Source organism: Streptomyces filipinensis (genome assembly GCF_014649495.1).
GTDB lineage: Bacteria > Actinomycetota > Actinomycetes > Streptomycetales > Streptomycetaceae > Streptomyces > Streptomyces filipinensis.
This window is the reverse complement of the sequence record NZ_BMTD01000015.1, coordinates 138498-158426: the sequence shown is the minus strand read 5'-3', so window position 1 is coordinate 158426 and position 19929 is coordinate 138498. Positions and strand designations below refer to the sequence as shown.

Here is a 19929-nt window from a genome sequence, read left to right as displayed (position 1 = left end):
CCCCCTGAGCGCGCACAGCCAGCGCCGAGTGCCGTCACTGGTCATGACACCGGGCCAGCGTGCGGACTGCACGGTGGCGTGCCCGGGGACTTGTACGCGACCTGGCCTCACCGACCGATCCACCGCGCGGTATTCGGCCAGGTCCGATTGCTTTGTGCCATTCGTCGGCAACCCGCCTCCAACATCGCTAAGGCGCAGCTACACATGAAGCCGGGGTGGCGCGCTGTCGTCCCATGGTGATGGCCGGTCGTCGGAGGAGGTCGGGACGGTTGGTGACCATCGACGTCGCCGTGCTGCTCGCAGTCATCGTGTTCTTCCGGCTACGGCGTCGTACGGAGGCCCGCAGCCGCTCCGACGAGAAGCTGACCGTCGTCATCGTCCTCGCCCGGGGCATCCTGATCGCTCCCACTCCAGCGGGTCAGGGAATCCTCAACGTCATGGGGCAGTTGGCAAGCGGCGTCACACAGGCCGGCCGATGAGTTCCCGTTCACGCAAGGGCGCGGCGCAGGCCAGGCGCTCGCCGGCGCGGCGGCGCCCCCGCACGTCGGCCAGGCGAGGGCAGCGTGCGGATGACCGGCTGATCGGTCTCCTCGTGGCCACAGTCCTGGTCGTCGCCCTGGTGGTGACTGTCGTCAACTGGCTGTTGGCCCACTGGTGGGTTCTCGTCGTCGGCGGCGTTCTTGCCGCACTGGCAGGCGGCGTCCGGCTCCACCAGAGGCAGCAGAGCGCGCGGTGGGAAGCGGTCCGCGCGCAGGGGCGGCGCTACGGTCTCGTCCAGCTGGATGCCCTCCATCACTCCGGGTTCGAGGACGCGGTGCGGGACCTGATGCGCCGTGACGGCTGCCGCGATGCGGTGCGTGTCGGAGGTGGAGGCGACCTGGGCGCCGATGTGAAGGCCACCGACCCCTACGGACGGCGCTGGGTGATTCAGTGCAAGCACCGGCGCAACGGGCTCGCCGGCTCCGCCGTGGGCACGCCGGACCTGCAGGTCCTCAACGGCACCGCTCGCCAGGTACACGGTGCCGACGTCGCGGTGATCGTGACGAACGGCCGGGTCACCGCGCCGGGCGTGGCCTTCGCCAAGCAGCAGCGCCTCCACGTCGTCGACCGCCACACCCTCGGAGTATGGGCGTCCGGCTCGCGCCCCTTGTGGGAGCTGCTGCGGGCCGTCCCACCGCCCCGCAAGCCGACGGCCCTGTCTTGAACAACCGTGGACGGGCGGCCGTAGCTGCACAGCCGGTGAGGCGCCCGAGCTGTCCGACCCCGCCCCGGCCGCCCAACTCCCGCCTATCAGCGCCCCGGTCGTCACCGCGTGCGCCTTGACGCCGGCTGAGTACACCGTGGATCACACCGACATCGACGAGCACTGGCTGACCGCCGCGGAGATCGACACCTGCCGGCACAGATGTCCGGCCGGTGCCGGTCCGTGGTCACTCGTGTACGCCTGCCGGCTCCACCGCCCCGCGGCGCAGGGAGAGGCCGGCCGGAGCGGCCGCCGAGATCACCGCGAGCAGCGCGCAGGCGCCCAGGGCCGCCGCGAGCGCCGTCCACGGGATCTCGATGGAGGTCCAGACCGAGAGCAGTCCAGCGCGCTCCACATGCCCACCAGATCGAGCCCGGCGACCAGCGCTCCCAGCAGTCCGCCGACCATGACCACCAACAGTGCCTCGGCGCCCACCAGCCGGAGCACCTGCCACCTGGTAGCGTCGGCCAGCCGCAGCACAGCCAGCTCGCGGACCCGGTCGGAGGTCGCCCTGACCATCGTGTTGGCCAGCGAGATGCCGGTGCAGAGGAGGGCCGGGCGGGGAGGTGCGCACCAGGGACGCCTGGGTATGGGCGAGGTACCCCGAGACCGACCGGACGACCCGGATGGGCTTCTTCCTGGTCCTCGGGATCGCCACCCGTGGCGGGCCGGCATCCGGGTGAAGCGAGCGGACGGCTCGACGCCCAGCTCCTCCCGCAGCAGCCACTGGAACGAGCGGTGGTGACGGACCGCTTCGATGAGATTTCCTTCCGCGAGGTGCGCGGAGACGGCGGCCCGGTGCGCGCTCTCCCGGAGCGGCTCAGCGCGCACGCTCTCCCACGCCGCCTCCAGGGCGAGTGCCGGCCTGCCCTCGCGGACGAGCGCCTCGGCCAGCGCGTCGAGGGCGTGCAGCCGCAACTGCCGCAGGCGCTCAGGTTCCAGCAGCACCCAGTCCTCGTCCCAGCCGGGCAGCAGGTCCTCTCCGCGCAGCAGCCCCTGCGGGAGCTGGGCGGTGGGCGGCGGCCCGCCGCCCTGGACGACACCGAGCGCGGTCTCGGTGAAGGCGTGCACGCCGACGTGCAGGGTGTCGGCGGTCACGAGCGAGTCCCCGGAGCACCGGACCAGCGGCTGATCACCCCGCGGGAGCTTCCACAGGGTGGTGCGCAGGCTGCCCCTGGCGTGCTCCTCGGTGACCTCGGGCCACAGGGTCCCGGCGAGGACGGTGCGGGACACGCGTCTGCGCAGCGCGACGAACGCCAGCAGGAGCTGCCCGTTGCGGCACAGCTCGACCGGCTCGGCGCCGCATTCCAGCCGGAAGTGGCCGAGCAGTCGCAATTGGGGAGGGGAAGAGGGGGAAGACACCGTGAGCCTCTCGACAACAGTCTCGGCCGGTGCGGCGGGACCGTGCAACTCCGCGGTTTGCGGACCCGTCGGCCGACGACGAGACTCGGCAGAGGGAACTCCACCAAAGGCACGGCCGGTCTTCCGGATCGCCAGCGGGAGGACGGAACCATGGGTGTTCTCCGTTTGCAGACGAACGACCCGGCGACCATCTCGTGGGGGCACGTCCAGGTCCTGCTGTGGATCCTGCTGTCCACCGTCGTCGCCATCGGGATCGTCCTGGTCGTCGCCCGGCGTGTGGTGCCGAGCCGCACGGCGTCGTCGAACAGCGTCGTGCGCAGCTGGGTGGCCATGGCACTGGTCACCGGCCTCATGGCGTTCTGCGCGGTGGCCTTCGCTGTACGGGACACCAACCTGCGCAGCACGCTGATCGGAGCGCTCGCCGCGGCCGTCGGGTCGGCGGTGGCCTTCTACTTCTCGGGCAAGGCCGCCGAGGACGCCCGCAAGGATGCGCTCAGCGCCGCGTTCGGGGGCGAGGAAGTGGTGCCCGACCTGATCAGGTGCACCAGGGACGAGGCCGCCGTGAAGCTGGGCGGGACCACGCTGAAGCTGGAGCTGGCACCCGACTCGGGGCCGTCCGCGGCACCGGCCGCCATCTCCCGCCAGGACCCCGCCAAGGGAGCCACGGTTCCCCGGGGCACGGCGGTGAAGGTGACGTTCCCCTGATGTCCGGTGGTGGCCCCATGACCGATCGCACGCCCTGATGTGACGCACCGTCACATTTGGTTGAACAGCCAGTGGTTGACGGTGCAATCACCCGCTGTCGCGGCCGGCTCCGGTGGCAGCCCCACGTCGCCGGGGTGAGAATCGGAGGAGAGGGGAGCGGCGCCGACGCGCTTCGCACACTGTTCTCACGACCTCGAACGAGGCGTTTCCTCATGGCTTTCCATCCGACACGTCCTGTCGTCCTGAGGCTCTTCCCGGCTCACGGCGGTGGCGGCGGTGGTCACGGTGGCGGTGGCGGCTTCCGCGGAGGCGGTGGCGGCGGCTTCCACGGCGATGGGGACGGCGGAGACCGGCCCCGCGGCCCGCACGACTGGGGTCCGCAGCGGCCCCCGGATCCCGGACCGCCGCCCCACACCCAGGACGGGATCGAGGGGCCGTTCCGCGTGGTGCGGCCGGCGGACATGCTCGTCGTCGACATCAGCCTGGTGAATCTGCGCCTGGACGGTCGTCGTCTGGTGCGGCGGGACGCGGGTGCACCGGCGTTCGTCCTGGCCGTCCTGCCGCCGCAGCACGTCGTCGAGCAGTCCTTCCCCGCGGACAGCGCACCCCCGCCCGAACCCATCAAAGCCGTCACCGCCGGCCCGACGACGCTGGCCTTCTCGGTGCCGGACGAACCGCAGGGCCTGGACCTGTCGCTGGCGGCACTGCTCGACTGGGCGCGGCTCGTGCCGTTGACCGTGCCGACCGGTCTCTCGCTCCCGGACACCCCGGGGACGACGGTCTTCCGGGACGCCCCCAGGAGCGTCCTCGAATTCCCCACCCGGCTGCTGCTCACCTACGACGACCAGGTGGAGTGGTCGAGCCGGCCGGAGCCCCACCAGGCCGACGGGCGTGCGGTGTTGTGGCACGCGCGGCTGCACGGCACAGGGGACGGAGACGTAGCGCTGCGGGCCTTCTCGACGGTGCAGGGCCGGCCGCGGCTTCCTCTGGACGCCCCGCTCGGCGACGACGACATGGCCGACCTCGTCACGCTCACCAGCCGGGCCGAACTCATCCCCCCGGGCGGGCCGCCCCTCGACGTCCCGAGCGCGCCGTTGAAATCCGAACAGTTCATCGTGACACCGCTCGGCGCGTCCGCACGCCTGCACGGCGTCTGGGACGCGCCGGTCGACGACGAGTTCCGCTACCAGGCGGCCGGCCGGCCCTTCCCGCGCCTGGAGGCGTACGACCACATCACGGGCCTGGGACGCGACCAGTACGTCCGCGTCGTCACCCGCGGCCACATGTGCCTCGGTCACCGGGCGTCGCACGTGCACGAGTACCGGCGGGTGTTCGTCGCAAGCCTGGCCGACGGGATCGTCGCCTACGTGCGGCGTGAGGACCGCGTCATCATCAAGGAGCCGGAGGTCTCGTACGAGCAGAAGGACGGTTACACGCACGCGGGACGCGAGATGCCCTTCACAAGCCTGCGCATCACCGACCGCGTCACACCCGTGATCAAGCCGCCGGACGACCCGCCGTCGGAGCCGGCCTTCCCTGGGGGGCCGCTCAGGGACCAGGTCGCTTTCTGGGTGCGGCTGCTGAGCGACGGGAGCGACTACCTGTTCACCGTGATCGGCACGGACCACGAGGGCAGGAAGGTCAGCTTCCGCATGCCGCTGGTGTTCGTGCCCGACGGACGTCTCGTCGATCCCGAGGCAATGCCCGGGGCGGACGGCAAAAAGCCGTTCACCGACGCCGAGACGCTGCTGCACAGGCTGTACCTGGAGGACAAGAACCGCATGAGGTGCAAGCTGGACGGTCAGGTGATGGCCATGGCCCAGCCACCGGACGACGCTCCCGGCAGCACCAGCCACGCGGTCGGCGAGCTGACCTTCGGTCTCGGTACCTTCGTCCCCTTCAACCAGGCGGAGCAGGGCCGCTACAGCGTAGGCAGGCCCTACGTGCAGGAGGCGCAGGTGCGCGTCGAGGCCGTCGAGCAGTTCACCGGGATCACCGGGGACAGGGAGGTCGTGTTCGACGACACCTACCTCGAACGGTCCATGGAGGCGCATCCGGCGGGCGCCTACCTCAACCTCAGGGAGCCGGTGAAGCTCGCCCTCGGCGCGGAGAAGGCCGGCGGGGTCGCCAGCCCGCAGACCGCGCTCAAACTGATCACCGCACAGGCCGGTGTCCTCCCGGACGCCTTCACGAAGGACGCGAGCGGGGCGATCGACCTGAGCGGCATCAAGGCGGCGTTCGCCGGAGCGAAGCTGCTGGGCGTGATCCCCCTCGACCGGTTCCTGCAGGTCATTCCGCCGGACCACCACGGCACGCTCCAGCAGCTGGACGACAAGCAGCTCGAAGCCGTCCTGCAGGACGCCAAGGGCCTGCTGCCTGCGCCGGTGCTGCGGGTCCGCGACCTGGCCGACGGTCAGGGCAAGGAACTGCGCTACGTGTGGAAGACCCAGCTGGGCAAGCTCGGGGCGTCGGCGCATCCGCCGGAGAACGAGCCCTCGATGCTCCCCGTGGACCTGGAGGGCGCCACCCTGACCCTGGACGCCCGGACCGTCCGCTCGCCGGACGCCGTCGCCCAGGCCACCGTGCAGGGCAGCCTGACCGACTTCACCCTGGACTTCCTCAAGACCGCCCAGGTGCACTTCGACAAGGTGGAGTTCCGGTCCGGCGCGGGCAAGAAGCCCGACGTCACGGCCAGTGGCGTGGAACTGAAGTTCCTGGAGAGCCTGGAGTTCATCAACACCCTGCGCAGTGCGCTGCCCGCCGACGTCTTCGGGTCCGGTGCCTATGTCGACGTCGATGGCAAAGGGATCCGGGCGGGCTACAAGTTCGCGGTCCCGAGCCTCGGGATCGGTGTCTTCACCCTGTCGAACGTCTCGCTGGCCGCCGAACTGGAGATCCCCTTCGACGAAGAGAAAGCCGTCACGTTCCGCTTCTCCGTCGCCGAGCGGCAGCACCCCTTCGGCGTCACCGTGTCCCTGCTCGGTGGCGGCGGCTACTTCTCCATGGTCGTCGACACCAACGGCCCCCAGCAGATCGAGGGCGCCATCGAGTTCGGCGGTGCCGCGGCGCTGAACCTCGGTGTGGCGAGCGGCGGGGTCTCGATCATGGCTGGCATCCGCTTCTCGCTCAAGAAGGACAAGGAGGTCGTGAACGGGCAGGTGCAGCTCGTGGACGTGGTCTCCCTCTCCGGCTACCTGCGCTGCAGCGGCTTCCTGTGCGTGCTGGGCCTCATCACGGTGTCCGTCGAGTTCTACCTGGAGCTGACCTACGTGAAGCACGGCCGCCAGTCGGTGGTCTACGGCAGGGGCACGCTCACGGTCAGCGTCCGGATCGCCTTCTTCAGCAAGTCCGTGACGCTCGAACTCGAACGCAGCTTCTCCGGAGCGCCCTGCGACCCGGACTTCCGCACGTGCGTCCCGCTGGAACCGTCCTGGCGCGAGTACTGCGAAGCGTACGCCCCCCAACCCCACGGGTGATGTCCATGCCTGTCGAACAGCACCTCAACTGGACGGTCCTGCCGGGCGGGCTCTCGGCGGACGGCACCCTGGCGCGGGTGTCGGTGTTCGTGGCCCCCCGGCTGCAGCCCGACGGCCCGAATCCGACACTGCACGACTTCCCGGACTTCCTGGACTGGCCGGAGAGGATGAGGGCGGCGACCTTCGAGTTCGCCACCGCCGACGCCCCCGCCGACGCTCCGGCCCCTGCTCCGGCCGACGGCACCCCGCCACCGCCACCACCACCGCTTCCGCCGCCGCCCGTCCCCTTCACCGGCCTGCTCCGGCCCCAGGGCCCGCCACCGGTGTCGAACCTGTGGACGAGCCTGTTCCACGACGGCACACCCTTGGAGCCGTTCCCCGCCGATCCGGACAAGCGGGACCTGTGCAGCTACTCGTCTCAGGGAGTGCGTCACTACACCAAGGACGTGTACGCCACGGCGGCCAAGAACTCGCCCGAGACACCGCCCTCGACCCTGGGCCTTCTGCGGGGCCAGAGCGTCGGCGAGCCCAAGGACCGGCTGGCGGACAAGAAGGAGGCCATCCCCACGAGCGCCCAGGAGTACGTGCCCACGGAGCTGAAGGACCTGGACAGGTTCCACCGGCCCTCGCAGGCCGCCCGGTCCGCGACCGGCGCGGCGCCGGCCGGGCCCAGGACGCTGGCCGCCGGCCCACCACCGGCCGCCGGCCCACCACCGGCCGACGGGCAGCCGCCGGCCGACGAGGAGGAGCCGGCGCCGCCGTCCCCGCCGCCCGCCGACTTCCACACGATGCTCACCTCGCTCGGCGACCACCCCGTGCTGCTCCGGCAGCTCGGACTGGTGCTCACGTTCGACCTGCCGGCGTCACAGCTCCCCGATTCCCAGGGGGACAAGGTGCTGACCGTCGTCCCGCACTGGAACTCGGCACTGAGCCCCCACTCGCACGACGTCGCCTGCCTCACCCGCTACTTCTTCCACGAGGACCCCGCCCCTTCCCGGCCGCCCGCGCCCGGCCGCCGCGTCTTCCTCCCCGCGGCGCAGTCACCGGCCGAGGGCGACCCGCTCGCCTCGCCGTCCCGCGGTCTCGTCACGCTCACGACGGAGGGCTACGGCGTCGAGCAGGCGGACATCGACGGAGCCGCCCTGAAGATGCTCGGCGTCCCGGAGGACGCCACGGGGCTGTCCCCCGTGCACACCCAGGGGATCCTGCTGATCCGGAAGGACCGCAAGTGCGTCCTGCAGCAGGAGTTCGACCGGGCGGACCAACACCGCGTGGACTTCGGCGCGGTGGTCGCGTTCAAGCGCGAGCAGGCGCAGGGACAGCCACAGGCCGCCCCGCAGGGGGATGCGCAGGCCGAGGAACCGGTCCGGCCCGTCCTTAACGCCCAGGACCTCGTCCGCGGACACCGGATGGACATCTGGGACGACCACCGGAAGCGGTGGTTCTCGCTCCACGCGCGCGAAGTGGAGTACCGGCAGCCCCAGAACGGGCTGCTCCTGCCGACGGCCTCCGACGAAGGCTTCTTCCAGGCCCACCTGGTCTCACCGCCGAGCGATCCGGCGCTCTACGTACCCGAGACGCTGGCCGTCTGGCGAGGTTGGTCGCTGTCCGCGCCCTTCCCCGGTCTCGTGCTGGGCACCGACGAGGGAGACCCCGACACCCACCGTGCCCCCAACCCGGCGGTGCCGCTCAGCAACGAGGTACCGCCGGGACTGCCGCTGGAGATCACCGTCAAGGCGGCCGTCGGCTCCCTGCCGACCCTGCGCTACGGCCACCCCTACCTGGTACGGCTGCGCACCGTCGACCTGGCGGGCAACGGTCTCGACCTGGAGCACGCCGACGCCATGATGCGCCTGCCCGGCCTGTCCGCCCCCGACCCGCCGCTGGTCTTCCAGCGGTTCGAGGCCGTTCCGGCGCCGGCGGTGGTGCCGAGACTGCCCCTCGCCGAGGGCGCCTCCACCTTCCGCATGGTGATTCGCAGCAGCCCCGGGGACCAGCCGCCACCGGCCGGTCCGCCCGGACCCCCGGAGACCGGGCCGAGGGTCTCGCTGGCCAACGTCAAGCCCGGCCTGGAGAACGACGACGTCGCCGTCGTCCAGAGGGCACTCATGGCCCTCGGTCACGACCTGCAGGGCGGCGCGGACGGCAAGTTCCTCAAGCACACCACGGACGCCTACGCCGAGGAGCAACGGGACCAGGGTCTCACCGGGAGCGACGCCGACGGCACACCCGGCTGCCTGTCCCTGACCGAGCTGGGCCGCAAGGCCGGCTTCACCGTCGACTGCGGGCCCGGCTCGGAGCCGGCCCCGGCGCCCGGAAGCACGGCGGAGCAGTTCGCCGCGGAGTTCAACCGGCTGCCGCTGGTCACCGGCCAAGGACACGAGCCCTACCGGGGCGTCGACGAACGCCATGTCGTGGCGCCGAAGACATCGCTGCGGTGCGTGGAGTGGCACGGGCTGCTGGACGAGGCCATCGGCTCCACCGACCACGCCGTGCAGGACGCGGTCTACGAACTGGCCGTGCGCGAGAGCGACTCCCTGGACGACCCCGGCCCGGACGTCAGGCTGAAGCCCGTCGGCTCACCGGCGGCGGACCCCGACCATCCGGTGATGACCGCCCTGCACACGGGCGAACAGGTCGAGATGCGGGGCCTGCCCGACCCGCTGGCCCGGGGAACCGTCCTGTTCGGCCTGCCCGGGACGGCCGACGGGGAGCCCTTCCCCGTCCCTTGGGACGGCGATGTCTGGCACCGCCCGAAGTCCTTCCGGATCCGGTTGGCCGAGGGGACCGCGCCGCCGAACTTCGACGAGGAGTCCCGCGTGCTGACCGTGTCGCTGCCCAAAGGCGCGGTGGCCACCGTCCGTGTGTGCTCCGGCATCGACTTCGACGCCGGCCTCATGGGGATGGCGTCGTGGTGCCTGGATCCCCCGGAGCCGAGACAAGGAATCGTGCCGCAGTCGGCGGAGGAGGCCGAGGCGGAGAGAAAGGCCGAGCGGCAGAAGGCCGAGCACGCGCTGGACCTCGCCGCGGCCAGCCGGCACTGGATGTTCACCCCCTGGCACGAACTGACGCTCGTCCACGCGGTCGAGAAGCCGCTGCGCACCCCCGTCCTGACCCTGTTCCCGCCTCCGCCGGCGGCCCCGCGCCCCGAGAAGGCCACGGCGCAGCACCTCGCCGGCACCATCGCGCTGGACGAGAACAGCACGGGCCGGGTCGATCTGGTCGCGGAGTGGACCGAGGTGACGGACGCGGGCCCCGACGGGCGTGCCACCCAGTCCGTGACCGCACCGGTGTTCGGTCTCCTGACCGCGCGGGCCGACCCGGCCGGCACCCCCGGCCAGGATCCCGCCGTCCTCCAGGACGGCGTCCTGACCTTCAGCACCGAAGCGGCCGAGCACAAGGCCGCAGCGGGCGCCACGCCCCTCATCCACAAGCACGAGTTCGGCGACACCAAACACCGCTCCGTGCGCTACCACCCGCTCGCCGGCAGCCGGTTCGGCGACTACTTCCCTCCCGCCTTCGCCGAACCCGGCAGGAGCGAACTGACCGTCCAGGGCGCCGCCCGGCCGTACTCCGTGCCCAGCAGCGCGCCCCCCACGGCGCCGCGGGTCCTGTACTGCGTCCCCACGCTCTCCCTGGAGCAGGACCACGGGACGCCCGACGCCATCGTCCGCCGCCGGCGCGGCGGAGGCATCCGCGTCTACCTGGGCCGCCCCTGGTACTCCTCCGGAGACGGCGAACTGCTCGGCGTCGTCCTCGGTGAGCCGCCCGGCGGCGACCCCAAGGACCCACAGGACGCCTGGGTCACCCTGATGGGCCGCGATCCCCTCCACCGTTCCGCGCCCGTCGTGGCCCCGACCCCGGAGATGTTCACCAACGCGGTGGGGCCGCCCGTACCGCTCACCCTGCACCCGCATCCGCGGACCGCTCCGCTCCCCGTCAAGGTGCTCGGATTCACTCCGCAGTTCGACAAGGACGAGAAGGACGGCCGGTGGTTCTGCGACCTGGAACTGGACACCGGCGACGCCTGTCTGCCCTTCGTCCGGCTCGCTCTGGTCCGGTACCAGCCCGACTCGATCCCCGGAGCCGAGATCTCACCGGTCGTCCTCGCCGACGTGGTCCGCACCCTGCCCGACCGGGAACTGACGGTACGGCCCGGCCGGACGGTCTCGGTCGGCCTCACCGGCCCCTCCTGGGACCCGACCCGCTCCCTGCCGCCGACGATCACCGCCACGCTGCAGCGCCGGCACGACGTCATCGGTGACGCGGACCTCGGCTGGGTGACCCTCGACGACACCGCCACCACCCTCACCTCGGTCGAGGCGGAGTCCTCGCACCGACCGACCTACGGGGGCCAGGTCACCGTACCGCCCGTGCGGACCGGGACGCCGCTGCGGCTGCTGGTCATGGAGACCGAGGGCGTCCCGCCCGACGGCCCCGCCCCGGCCACGCCCCCGGGACCGGTGATCTACTGCGACACCGTCGACCTCCCGCCCGTGCACGACGACCACGACGACCACGAGAACGACGACCGGCACGACCGCGGCGGACGCGACGACGGCGACGACCGACGCGGGCCCCACGGCGGCGGCTTCCGCCACTGACTCGACACTCCCTCGACGCGTACATCACCCCGGACATGCCGCAGCAGGAACAGGAGGAAATCGTCATGTCCGACGAAAGGCTGCAGGACACGCTGCCCAGTTCGCAGACCGACACCGCCGACCGCTTCGAGGCGGCGCCCGACCCCGACGGGACGCTGATCCCCATACCGAAGGAAGCGCCGGCCGGGACCCCCGCCTGGGACGACGCCACGATCAACGTCAGCCCGCGCCAGAACAGCGGCTACTACGTGACCATCTACAACGGACCGCCCGAAAGCACCTCGGAGATGGAGGAGTTCGTCGGGGAACTGCTCCAGGAAGCGTCCCTCACGCGGATCGCGCAGATGTTCGCGCAGACCGCGGCCGGTGGTGTCCAAGATCTGTCACTTCGCGCACTACGGAAGCGGCGGGGAAGGCCACGTGTGCGGCCGCAAGGGGCGGGGCAAGGATAGCGCCAACCACCTGTTCACCAAGGCCCACCTGGCGTCATGGCTGCGCGCGCGTGACATCGCTGCTGAGTTCATTTACCCCGAGCTCCGCGGCTCCGCCGTGGTGGTCCACCTTGAGGACGGGCGGACCGTCCTGGTCCACCTCGATCGCAACCGGCCCGTCGACTGGGACGGGGGAGTGTGGGAGACCATCCTGGGGCCCGGTGTCGGCGTGCCTCCCGGCCCCCTTGCCCAGCGCGGCTACGTTCACCGGATCCGTTTCGACGACCGGCCCGGTGGTGGCCGCACCATGCAGTTCGGCACAGAGGTCCCCGGTGAGGGAACCACCTGTGGTGGCAGCGCGTCGACGGCGGCGTGTAGCGGGGGCAGGGTGTCGAAGTCGATCTCTCCGCAGGGGGATACGCGTGCGGAGGTGCCGTCGATCGTGGTGGTGATGTTCATGCTGGGCGTGCCCCCTTCCGGGGGTTGGTGAGCCCGAAGGCGCAGCACCCCCTTGAGGGGTGTACGACGATGGAGGGGACTGGGGGCCCGGGGTGGGGGCAACGCCCGAAATCCCCAAAGACGGGCACTCAAGGATGCCAGTCGGTCTCGTTGTCCTCCCTCCTACCGTCACACAGACGCCCTCGCCGCCACGACTGCCTGCACGAGAATTTTCTGTGAAGCCCGCCACCGTCAGGCCGAGAGAACCGGCCCCGGCAGAGCAGAGCAGCAGCTCAGAGCTGCTGCCCGTCCGGCAGACGTTCGGGCACCTGCTGGCGCGCACACGGGGACCGGGGCTCACCACCTGCTTGTCCTCGTCTCTGCCGTCTGCTGAAACGACCGGGTGAGCCTGAGGCACTACGGGCCTACGGGCCACGCTGCCACTTCTCCCGGGTCACAACTCCCGGGATTCGGCCGCCTCCAGGCTCCTCACGCAGCGGCTGTGCAACCGCCGTCCCTCATTCCCAGACGACCGCCAGCGGGGCCCGGCCTCGTCCAGACGGGAGCCAACCACAGCGCCTTCACCGAGCCCGGCAACACCCTGCGGCGAGGGGGGACAACCACCCTGTCGAGCGACGCCGCACCACCCCGTCAGGCGGTCCATGGATGGAGGTTCGCGAGTGGCGAGCGCCGGCCAGGACCACCGTGATGAGGGCGACCACAGGCCCGACCACGAGGCCAACCATGCCCGTCGCGACCCCGACCACTGTGCTGAGCGCGCTACTTGGCCATTCGGAGTGTTGCAGTTGGCCACACCACCTGGGCTAGCAGGTCTGCCCGACCGTCATCCTCGCGCCGTCCGGAAAAGGAGTGCCAAGCAGCGAATCGCCACCGGCAGACCCTGATCGCTTCAAACTAGGTCTCATGTCTACGCTGTGGAGCTTGCTTGCTGCCCCCGCCGGGGCCGTCGCAACCACGCTGATCGGTGTCTTTGCGGGAAGTTCGGTCAGCAGGAGGGCGCAAGACCGACATTGGGACCGGGAGCAGTTGGCGGCAGCATGCGCACGTGTACTTCGCGAATCATCAGGGTTGCTCCTGAGCCTCAGTGACGCGGAATTGGCTCGCCCTAGCTCTCTCCCTCAAGGCGTCGTCCACCCGACCACCATTGACTGGCGGCCATGGAATGAGGCGCTGAGCATGGTGAACCTTGTCGCTGACAAGGACATCGCAGAAGCCGCTCATATCCTTGATGAGCAGATATGGCGTGTCCACACCAAGATCAGGCGCGGTCTGCCCCCCGAGGAGGACTGGTTCATTCTGCGCTCACGCGTGGAGTCGGCGCGGAACAACTTCATCGTCACCGCGCGCCGCCGACTCTCGCCCACCGGAGGGGCGCTTCAGCGTTTCTCCGGGCGCCCCGCTCCAGACGACCCGATCTGGACCGCATGAGCCGATCCAGACGAAGGGCAGACAGTGGAAGCCTGAGCATCAGAGTGGCCAACTGAAATGCACAGCGGTCAAGTAGCACGCTCAGTCACAACCACGTGTGACTGAGCGCTGCAGTTGGCCACTCTGAGCGCCATGGTTGGCCGCGAAGTGGCGATCACAATGGGGATACACCGTCCAGACGGGAGCACCAGGTGGCAGGCTCGCTCCATGGCAGATGACGTCGTGGGGAGTCAGGTCGCCGACCTTCAGGCAGAGTGCGCAGAACACGTCCAGAAGAACCGCTTCCGCCGGCGGTTCTGGCGGTTCACCCATGCCGCGCTCGGATTGCCAGCCGCCGTGCTGGCCGGGATCTCGGGCGCAACGGGGCTCTCTTCAACAGACGCCCGTGTCCCAGCGGCCGTACTGGCGCTGGTCAGTGCGGGACTCAGCGCTGCCATCACCTTCCTGAAGCCGGAGGTGCATCAGCGAGCAGCTCACGCACGCAGCAGGGCCTATCTGGCATTGGAGGTCGAGGCCCGCTTCGCACTGACACAGGCAGCATCCAGGGGAGAAGCCGTACCGCTGACCGTCTACAGGGACCTGCTAGAGCGCCGAAGGATGATCATCGCAGGTCAGCTCGACGAACTTGTGCAGCGGGTTGCTGTGGAGGCCGGTCCAGCCGAGGCCGGTTCTGGGTAGTTGCGGTACAGGAAGTAGCGCTGAGCGGTGGCCGGCGCAGCGGCGGTGCCGAGGAAGATCACTCAGGCGTGCTGCCACCGTGGTCCGCGCCAGTCGGTCCTATATCGCCCCACGGGCCACGGAGGCTGTACATGGCGTCAAGGCCGGGTGGATGCCTGCATGCCCGCGTGCCAGGGAGTGGCGTCGAAGATCAGGCGGATGGTATCGATCCGGCCGTCGGCGCGGCGGAGGTGTTCGGCTGTGCGTTGAGTGCCAATGGCCGGGACCGAGGTGTGGACGTCGTAGACCAAGGTTGCTTCGGTTTCGCCGTACAGTTCGCTGATCATGTCGACGCCGGTCACGATGCCCAGGATTGCGTCCAGGCCGCTGAGGTGATGGTGTGTGCTGTCGGGGCCCGCGGGGGTGATGCGTACGAGGGTGGATCGGCGGTCGTCGGGGTCGGGATCGCGTCGGACGAGGCCGTCGAGAAGGCTATGGCCGGCCATGGTCAGGTGACTGGACGGAAGGCGGTTGCCGCCGGGGAAGGGTGGGCGGTCATGGAACGGATCAGGTGATCGACGACATCGGGTAGGTGACGTCGACGGCCGTAGGCTGCTCTTTGGCGTTCGGCGCCATTTCCATGGGCGAGTAGATGTGCTCGTGCGGCGTGCACAGGTGGAAGATCGGTGGCGCTGAGGGCGCTGTGCACCGTGTGTGTCAGGCGTCCCATGAGTGCCCTGGCAGGTTCCGCTTGGCCTGTGCGCAGGTTGATGCCGGCGCCGGCCAGGCCGTCCCGGGCGGCGCGCCAGCATGCGGCCTTCAGCATCTCCGGTCGCGGCTGCGGGGCGGACTCGCCACGGCGGATGGCTGTCAGGGCGGTGATGGCCAGGCCCTTGACGACGCCGGCGAGGAACACCGTGTCGTCGACGGTCGGCGTGGCGTCGGCAACCCGGACTTCGAGAGTGGGCACGTGATGGGACGGCCGGATGTCCCAGTACAGTCCGCCGCGATCCATCACGGTGCCTGAGCCGAGGAGACTGTCGACGAGATCCTGGAAGTGAGTTCGGGACGGGAAGTAGGGGGGTGGGCCCGCTACGGGCCACCGCCCCCAGGCCATGGTGCGCCAGCTGGCGTAGCCGGTGTCACGGCCCGCCCAGTAGGGCGAGTTGGCGGAGAGGGCGATGAGCGCGGGCAGCCAGGGCCGCAGGTGGTTGCTGAGCTGTACGGCGGTTTCCTCGTCCGCGACACCGATGTGCACGTGACACGCGCACGCGCTCTGTTCGTCATCCAACGCCCCGAACATGGCGACGCTTTGCGCGTATCGGTGGCCGAGAGTGAAGGGGGGTGGTGTCTGCTGGCCGAGTACAGGAGTGCCGCTGGAGATGACGGCTAGCCCCAGGCGGGCGGCGACGGTCGCGACGGCAGCGCGTGTTGAGCAAAGCTGGTCGCGTAAGTCCGCCAAGTCGGTGTGGGGGTCGGTGCGTACCTCGACCTGGTAGCGCGTGAGCTCGGTGCCTACCCGGTCACCCAGTTCCGCGGCGGCCTCTGCCACGACTTTCTCGGCCTCCGCTCTTACCTGGCGGGAAACGGGGTCAACCAGCAGGTACTCCTCCTCGACGCCGACGGTCACCGGCAAGGAACTGTTCGGCGAGCGGTGACGCCCCCTGGTTGTCACCGGACAGCTCCCTCGGTGTACGTCCACGCTCCGCGCTTCGTAGCGACCATCCTGTCACTTAGCGTGGTCGAGCGATCGTCTGTCAAGACGTCGGGCGGTCGCACCACATGGAAAGAGACAAGGCAGGAGGCCGGCGAGGAGGCCGCGAATCCGGCTGGAGAGGGCGTTGTGTCGCTCGGCCTCGCGGAGCCGGCCGCACTCGACCGCGTCCTGGGCGAGTAGCCGCTCACGGGCGACTCGGGCCCGTGGACGCGCGGCGTCCTCACTGGTTTCGACTGGGGCGGCCACTTCGCCGCCATGGAGGCGCCCGAACCGCCCGTCGTCGCGGCTTATCACGTAGAGCGCCACGCGGTGGAGTGCGAGATCAATCGTCTCGAACGCCACCGCGCGGTCGCCACGAGATACGACAGGCTTGCCGGCCCCTACGAAGCATCCGTGCTGGTCGCGGCCGTCGATCAGTGGCTGTGACCAGGCACTCTCACAACACTCTCCCGGACGGCGGAGCCGTGCACTTCAGGTTCGGTTTCCGGGCCGCAGCCTCAACAGTTGGCCAGAGTGCGGCGGAGGAGGGGGAGCAGGTGGTCCCAGTGAAGCTGCAGTGCGGCGGAGTTGAAAGCGTCGGTGTCGGCCATGGTGAATCCGTGGACGGTGTCGGGGTAGATCTCAGAGGTGTAGTCGACACCCGCGGCGTCCAGGGCCTGGTTGAGTTCGCCGAGGGCCTCCGGCGTCAAGTCGGTTTCGGCGTGGCCGAAGTGGACCTGGGCGGTGAGGCGGCGCAGGCTGTCAGGCCCGGCGGCGCCCACGGGGGCATGGAATCCGGCGACGGCGGTCACCTGTCCGGGGTGCGCCGCGGCGGTGCGCACCGCCAGGAGGCCGCCTATGCAGTAGCCGGTCACCGCGACGGGTCCGGCGCTGGCCTCGGGCTGGGCGGTGAGGAAACCGAGGTAGGCGTCGGCGTCGCGCAGGGTCCGTTCGACGGTATGCGCCTCGATCAGGGGTATCAGCCGACCCATGACCGCGGACCGGGCCTCTTCTCCGATGTGCTCGGGAAGTTCGACCACTGGTGCCGGGCCGTGACGGTAGAAGAAGTTCGGGACGAGCACGTAGTACCCGTGGCGGGCCAGTTCGCGGGCCATCTCCCGCAGCACGGGCCGCAGGCCGAAGCCGTCCGCGTACATCAGCACCCCTGGGTGCCGCCGGCCGTCGTCAGGGAAGGCGGCGAAGGCATCGGCCTCGCCGTCCGCGGTGGGAATCTGCAGCATCTTGGTGGGCATGAACTCTCCTGTCGTGGTTGATGTGTCCTGTGATCAACACGACAGAGGCGGAGCCCGCGCAGCAGTACAAGATCCCCGATCGAACAGCGGGCCCGCACTGACCCGTACGGCGCTCAGAAGAGCACCGGGTCACCGATCCGTGTGTGGCGCAATGCCGTCCCGGTAGTCACCCCCACAACCTAGTCCACCGAACAAAGCCGACGCCAGCACCCCCGCTCACAGCGCGGCTCGCGAGAACGACCTCGGCCAACGCCTCGGATCCTGAACCCCGTCGACGCGCTGCCCGTGACAGGCTCGGCTCACCGCTCGGCGACGGCAGCGGGCGGTCGGAGCTGGTGCCGGTGAAGTCCATGGTCCTCACGGACGCCGTCCGCCTGGTAACCGTGCACGAGGTCGCCAGTCGACTGCAGTTGTCGCCGGTCGATGGCGTGCCGCCCCCAGGTGAGGGGGAAACTCTTACCCGAGGCTTACCGTAACGCTTCCGTAACGCCCACTAGGGTTTTGGCATGGGCATTCTGATACCAGGATCCGCAGAGACGGTCGTCGCCGTGGTGACCTTCGCTCTGGTCTTCCTCTGCATGACCAAGGTTCTCCTTCCGCGTATCAACAAGGTCCTCGACGAGCGCAAGGACGCGATCGAGGGCCAGGAGAAATGTGCTGAACAGCTGACAAGGGAAGCTGGTGAAGTCCTCGCCGAGTATCGCGCGGAGCTGGCCGAGGCCCGACACGAGGCGGCCCGCCTGCGTCAGGAGGCTTTGGAGCAGGGCACGCAACTGATCGCCCGGATTCGAGCCGAGGGCCTCCGGGAGCGCGAGGCGATGATCGTTGAAGCTCACGCACGTCTCGCGGCCGATCGTGTCATCGCCGAGACGGAGCTACGGGGAGACATCGTGTCATTGGCCACGGAGCTGGCAAGTCGGGTGGTCGGTGAGCCCCTCGGAGATCTCGCCGACAGCGAGATCGTGGACCGCTTCTTCTCGGACCTGGATGACCGGAGCGCTGCGGGCTCGCACTGAGCTCGTGTTCGACGGATCGCGTGCCGGAGCCGTGCCGGTGTCGTTGCGGTCAGCGCAGGGCGAGACGATCTGTCCGATCGGGAGTGATCGTCCGCCTGGCCAACCCCGCCCTCATGGGGTAACTCTCTCTCCCCTTACGAGACCAGAAAGACCGCAGGGAGGCGGCTCCCCACCTCCCCGGTTCGCAGAGTGCTCAGTCGATACAGAATTCGTTGCCCTCGATGTCCAGCATCGGGATGCACGACTCGTTTTCCTCATCGGCATACAGTGTTCGCACATGGGTCGCACCGAGCGCGACCAGTCGTGCGCACTCGGCTTCGAGCGCGGCGAGGCGCTCGTCCCCCACGAGCCCGGTGCCGACCCGGACGTCGAGGTGCACCCGGTTCTTAACGATCTTGCCTTCAGGGACGCGCTGGAAGTACAGGCGCGGGCCCACGCCTGAGGGATCACTGCAGGCGAACCATGATCCCTGCTTCTCAGGAGGAAGGGTGCGGTTGAATTCGTCCCAGGTCGTGAACCCTTCCGGTGGCGGCGGTATGACGTACCCCAACACTTCACACCAGAAGCGAGCGAGGCGCTCAGGTTCTGCGCAGTCAAAGGTCACTTGGAACTTCTTGATCGCTGACACCGGCGCACCGTACCGCGTACCAAGGGACCCTGGCCGTTGAATTTCCCAGGCGGATCCGAAGGATCCAGCCTGACCGGTCACCTTCGTGTGGCTCCCTGCGGTGATCGGGATGGCTGAGGCTTCCGGCAGAGTTCGACGGGGACCGACGAGTTCCTCTGTGATCAACGGTCAGAGATCATGGTTGGTGCAACGCGGCCGCCGGAGCGGACGAAGCGTGTATGATCGAAACCGCTGCATGGGGACACGAGAGACCGAGGAACTCTCAGATGCGGTTCAGCGGATTCGGTCGTAGACGAGCGCCAGCGTGCCGTGTTCGCCTGCGGTCTGGCTGACGAGAGTCCACTTGCTCGCGGGCAGGCCGTCGTCGAAGAGACGCGGTCCGCCGCCGAGGAGGACAGGGAAGACGGTGAGGGCCAGCCGGTCGACCTTGTCGGCCGCCAGCAGGGCCTTGATGACGCTCGCGCTGGAGAGTACGAGGATGTCGCCGCCTTCGGTGGCTTTCAGGTTTGCGGCGACCTGGGCGCTCGGCTTGTTGACGATTGTCGCCCGCTCCCAAGGGGACTCTTCGAGCGTGGAGGAGAGGACGATTTTGTCGGTCTCGACGAGCCACTTCGCGAAGCCCTGGTCGCGTGGGTCGGCGCCCTCCATGCCGATGACGGTAGGCCAGAACCCCAGGAAGCCCTCGGCGTTGACACGGCCGAGCAGCGCGGTCGTCGCCGGTTCCCAGAGGCTGGTCAGGTGGTCGCGGGAGACGTCGGTCACGGCGTAGGGCATCACCCAGCTCATGTCGAGCGGGTTGTCCGGGGCGGCGTAGTGGCCGTCGAGGGAGAGGGCCATGTTGGTGACGATGCGGCGGCCGTCGGTCTGCCGGGTCATGTCGGGCTCCTTGTGTCTGTGCCGTAGGTGTCGTGGTGGGTGGCGGGGCCAGTTCACCTCGGGGACGGAGCCGGTCACGGCTTCTCGACATCGCC

16 protein-coding genes and 2 pseudogenes are annotated in these 19929 nt (G+C 69.6%); 11 read left to right on the top strand and 7 right to left on the bottom strand.

Annotated features, from left to right (window positions below; all coding sequences use genetic code 11):
• The first annotated feature begins 269 nt into the window (after positions 1-269).
• Both IE244_RS29485 and IE244_RS29480 read left to right on the top strand, forming a co-directional pair.
• On the top strand, positions 270-479 hold the full coding sequence (locus IE244_RS29485; RefSeq protein ID WP_191876592.1) for a hypothetical protein: 210 nt from the start codon (positions 270-272) through the stop codon (positions 477-479).
• Positions 476-1204 (top strand): restriction endonuclease, encoded by a 729-nt coding sequence (locus IE244_RS29480; protein WP_191876591.1) that lies wholly within the window; start codon positions 476-478, stop codon positions 1202-1204. The genes IE244_RS29485 and IE244_RS29480 overlap by 4 nt, the downstream gene beginning before the upstream one ends.
• Positions 1205-1430: 226 nt before the next feature.
• Here IE244_RS29480 and IE244_RS29475 read toward each other — a convergent pair.
• Positions 1431-1798: pseudogene (locus tag IE244_RS29475) on the bottom strand (FtsX-like permease family protein); the annotation flags it as partial.
• Between the two features lie 129 nt (positions 1799-1927).
• Positions 1928-2314 (bottom strand): annotated as a pseudogene (locus tag IE244_RS43055) (AfsR/SARP family transcriptional regulator); the annotation flags it as partial.
• A 441-nt stretch (positions 2315-2755) separates the two neighbouring features.
• Here IE244_RS43055 and IE244_RS29465 point away from each other — a divergent pair.
• The 7 genes from IE244_RS29465 to IE244_RS29435 all read left to right on the top strand — a co-directional run bounded on the left by IE244_RS29465 (position 2756) and on the right by IE244_RS29435 (position 14386).
• Complete coding sequence (locus tag IE244_RS29465) at positions 2756-3310, top strand: PASTA domain-containing protein (protein WP_191876590.1); 555 nt, start codon at positions 2756-2758, stop codon at positions 3308-3310.
• A 212-nt stretch (positions 3311-3522) separates the two neighbouring features.
• Positions 3523-6786, top strand: a complete 3264-nt coding sequence (locus tag IE244_RS29460; RefSeq protein WP_191876589.1) for a hypothetical protein — start codon at positions 3523-3525, stop codon at positions 6784-6786.
• A gap of 5 nt (positions 6787-6791) precedes the next feature.
• Positions 6792-11390, top strand: a complete 4599-nt coding sequence (locus IE244_RS29455; RefSeq protein WP_191876588.1) for a peptidoglycan-binding domain-containing protein — start codon at positions 6792-6794, stop codon at positions 11388-11390.
• Between the two features lie 35 nt (positions 11391-11425).
• Entirely contained in the window at positions 11426-11842 is a 417-nt protein-coding gene (locus IE244_RS29450; RefSeq protein WP_191876587.1) for a hypothetical protein, read from the top strand.
• A complete protein-coding gene (locus IE244_RS29445; protein ID WP_191876586.1) occupies positions 11811-12311 on the top strand; it encodes a hypothetical protein in 501 nt (166 codons plus the stop codon). The genes IE244_RS29450 and IE244_RS29445 overlap by 32 nt, the downstream gene beginning before the upstream one ends.
• Positions 12312-13456: 1145 nt before the next feature.
• Positions 13457-13708 carry a hypothetical protein gene (locus IE244_RS29440; RefSeq protein WP_191876585.1) on the top strand — a complete coding sequence of 84 codons (252 nt, stop codon included), beginning with the start codon at positions 13457-13459 and terminating at the stop codon, positions 13706-13708.
• 207 nt (positions 13709-13915) lie between these two features.
• The gene (locus tag IE244_RS29435; RefSeq protein WP_191876584.1) at positions 13916-14386 is read left to right on the top strand and encodes a hypothetical protein; all 471 of its coding nucleotides are present in this window, start codon (positions 13916-13918) and stop codon (positions 14384-14386) included.
• A 137-nt stretch (positions 14387-14523) separates the two neighbouring features.
• Here IE244_RS29435 and IE244_RS29430 read toward each other — a convergent pair whose 3' ends face one another.
• Both IE244_RS29430 and IE244_RS29425 read right to left on the bottom strand, forming a co-directional pair.
• Positions 14524-14871: a hypothetical protein gene (locus tag IE244_RS29430; protein ID WP_229854401.1), complete on the bottom strand. Its 348-nt coding sequence runs from the start codon at positions 14869-14871 to the stop codon at positions 14524-14526.
• 2 nt (positions 14872-14873) lie between these two features.
• Positions 14874-15995, bottom strand: a complete 1122-nt coding sequence (locus tag IE244_RS29425; protein ID WP_191876583.1) for a carboxylate-amine ligase — start codon at positions 15993-15995, stop codon at positions 14874-14876.
• 342 nt (positions 15996-16337) lie between these two features.
• Between IE244_RS29425 and IE244_RS29420 the strand changes: the two genes are divergently transcribed.
• Complete coding sequence (locus tag IE244_RS29420; protein ID WP_229854400.1) at positions 16338-16508, top strand: hypothetical protein; 171 nt, start codon at positions 16338-16340, stop codon at positions 16506-16508.
• A 71-nt stretch (positions 16509-16579) separates the two neighbouring features.
• Here the strand turns inward: IE244_RS29420 and IE244_RS29415 are convergent, their stop codons facing one another.
• Entirely contained in the window at positions 16580-17314 is a 735-nt protein-coding gene (locus IE244_RS29415; protein WP_191876582.1) for a dienelactone hydrolase family protein, read from the bottom strand.
• A gap of 506 nt (positions 17315-17820) precedes the next feature.
• Here IE244_RS29415 and atpF point away from each other — a divergent pair.
• On the top strand, positions 17821-18330 hold the full coding sequence (atpF, locus tag IE244_RS29410; RefSeq protein ID WP_191876581.1) for a F0F1 ATP synthase subunit B: 510 nt from the start codon (positions 17821-17823) through the stop codon (positions 18328-18330).
• Between the two features lie 193 nt (positions 18331-18523).
• On the opposite strand, the gene IE244_RS29405 is transcribed toward atpF, so the two are convergent.
• Positions 18524-18958 carry a VOC family protein gene (locus tag IE244_RS29405; RefSeq protein ID WP_191876580.1) on the bottom strand — a complete coding sequence of 145 codons (435 nt, stop codon included), beginning with the start codon at positions 18956-18958 and terminating at the stop codon, positions 18524-18526.
• Between the two features lie 273 nt (positions 18959-19231).
• Positions 19232-19834 (bottom strand): dihydrofolate reductase family protein, encoded by a 603-nt coding sequence (locus IE244_RS29400; protein ID WP_191876579.1) that lies wholly within the window; start codon positions 19832-19834, stop codon positions 19232-19234.
• Between the last annotated feature and the right edge of the window lie 95 nt (positions 19835-19929).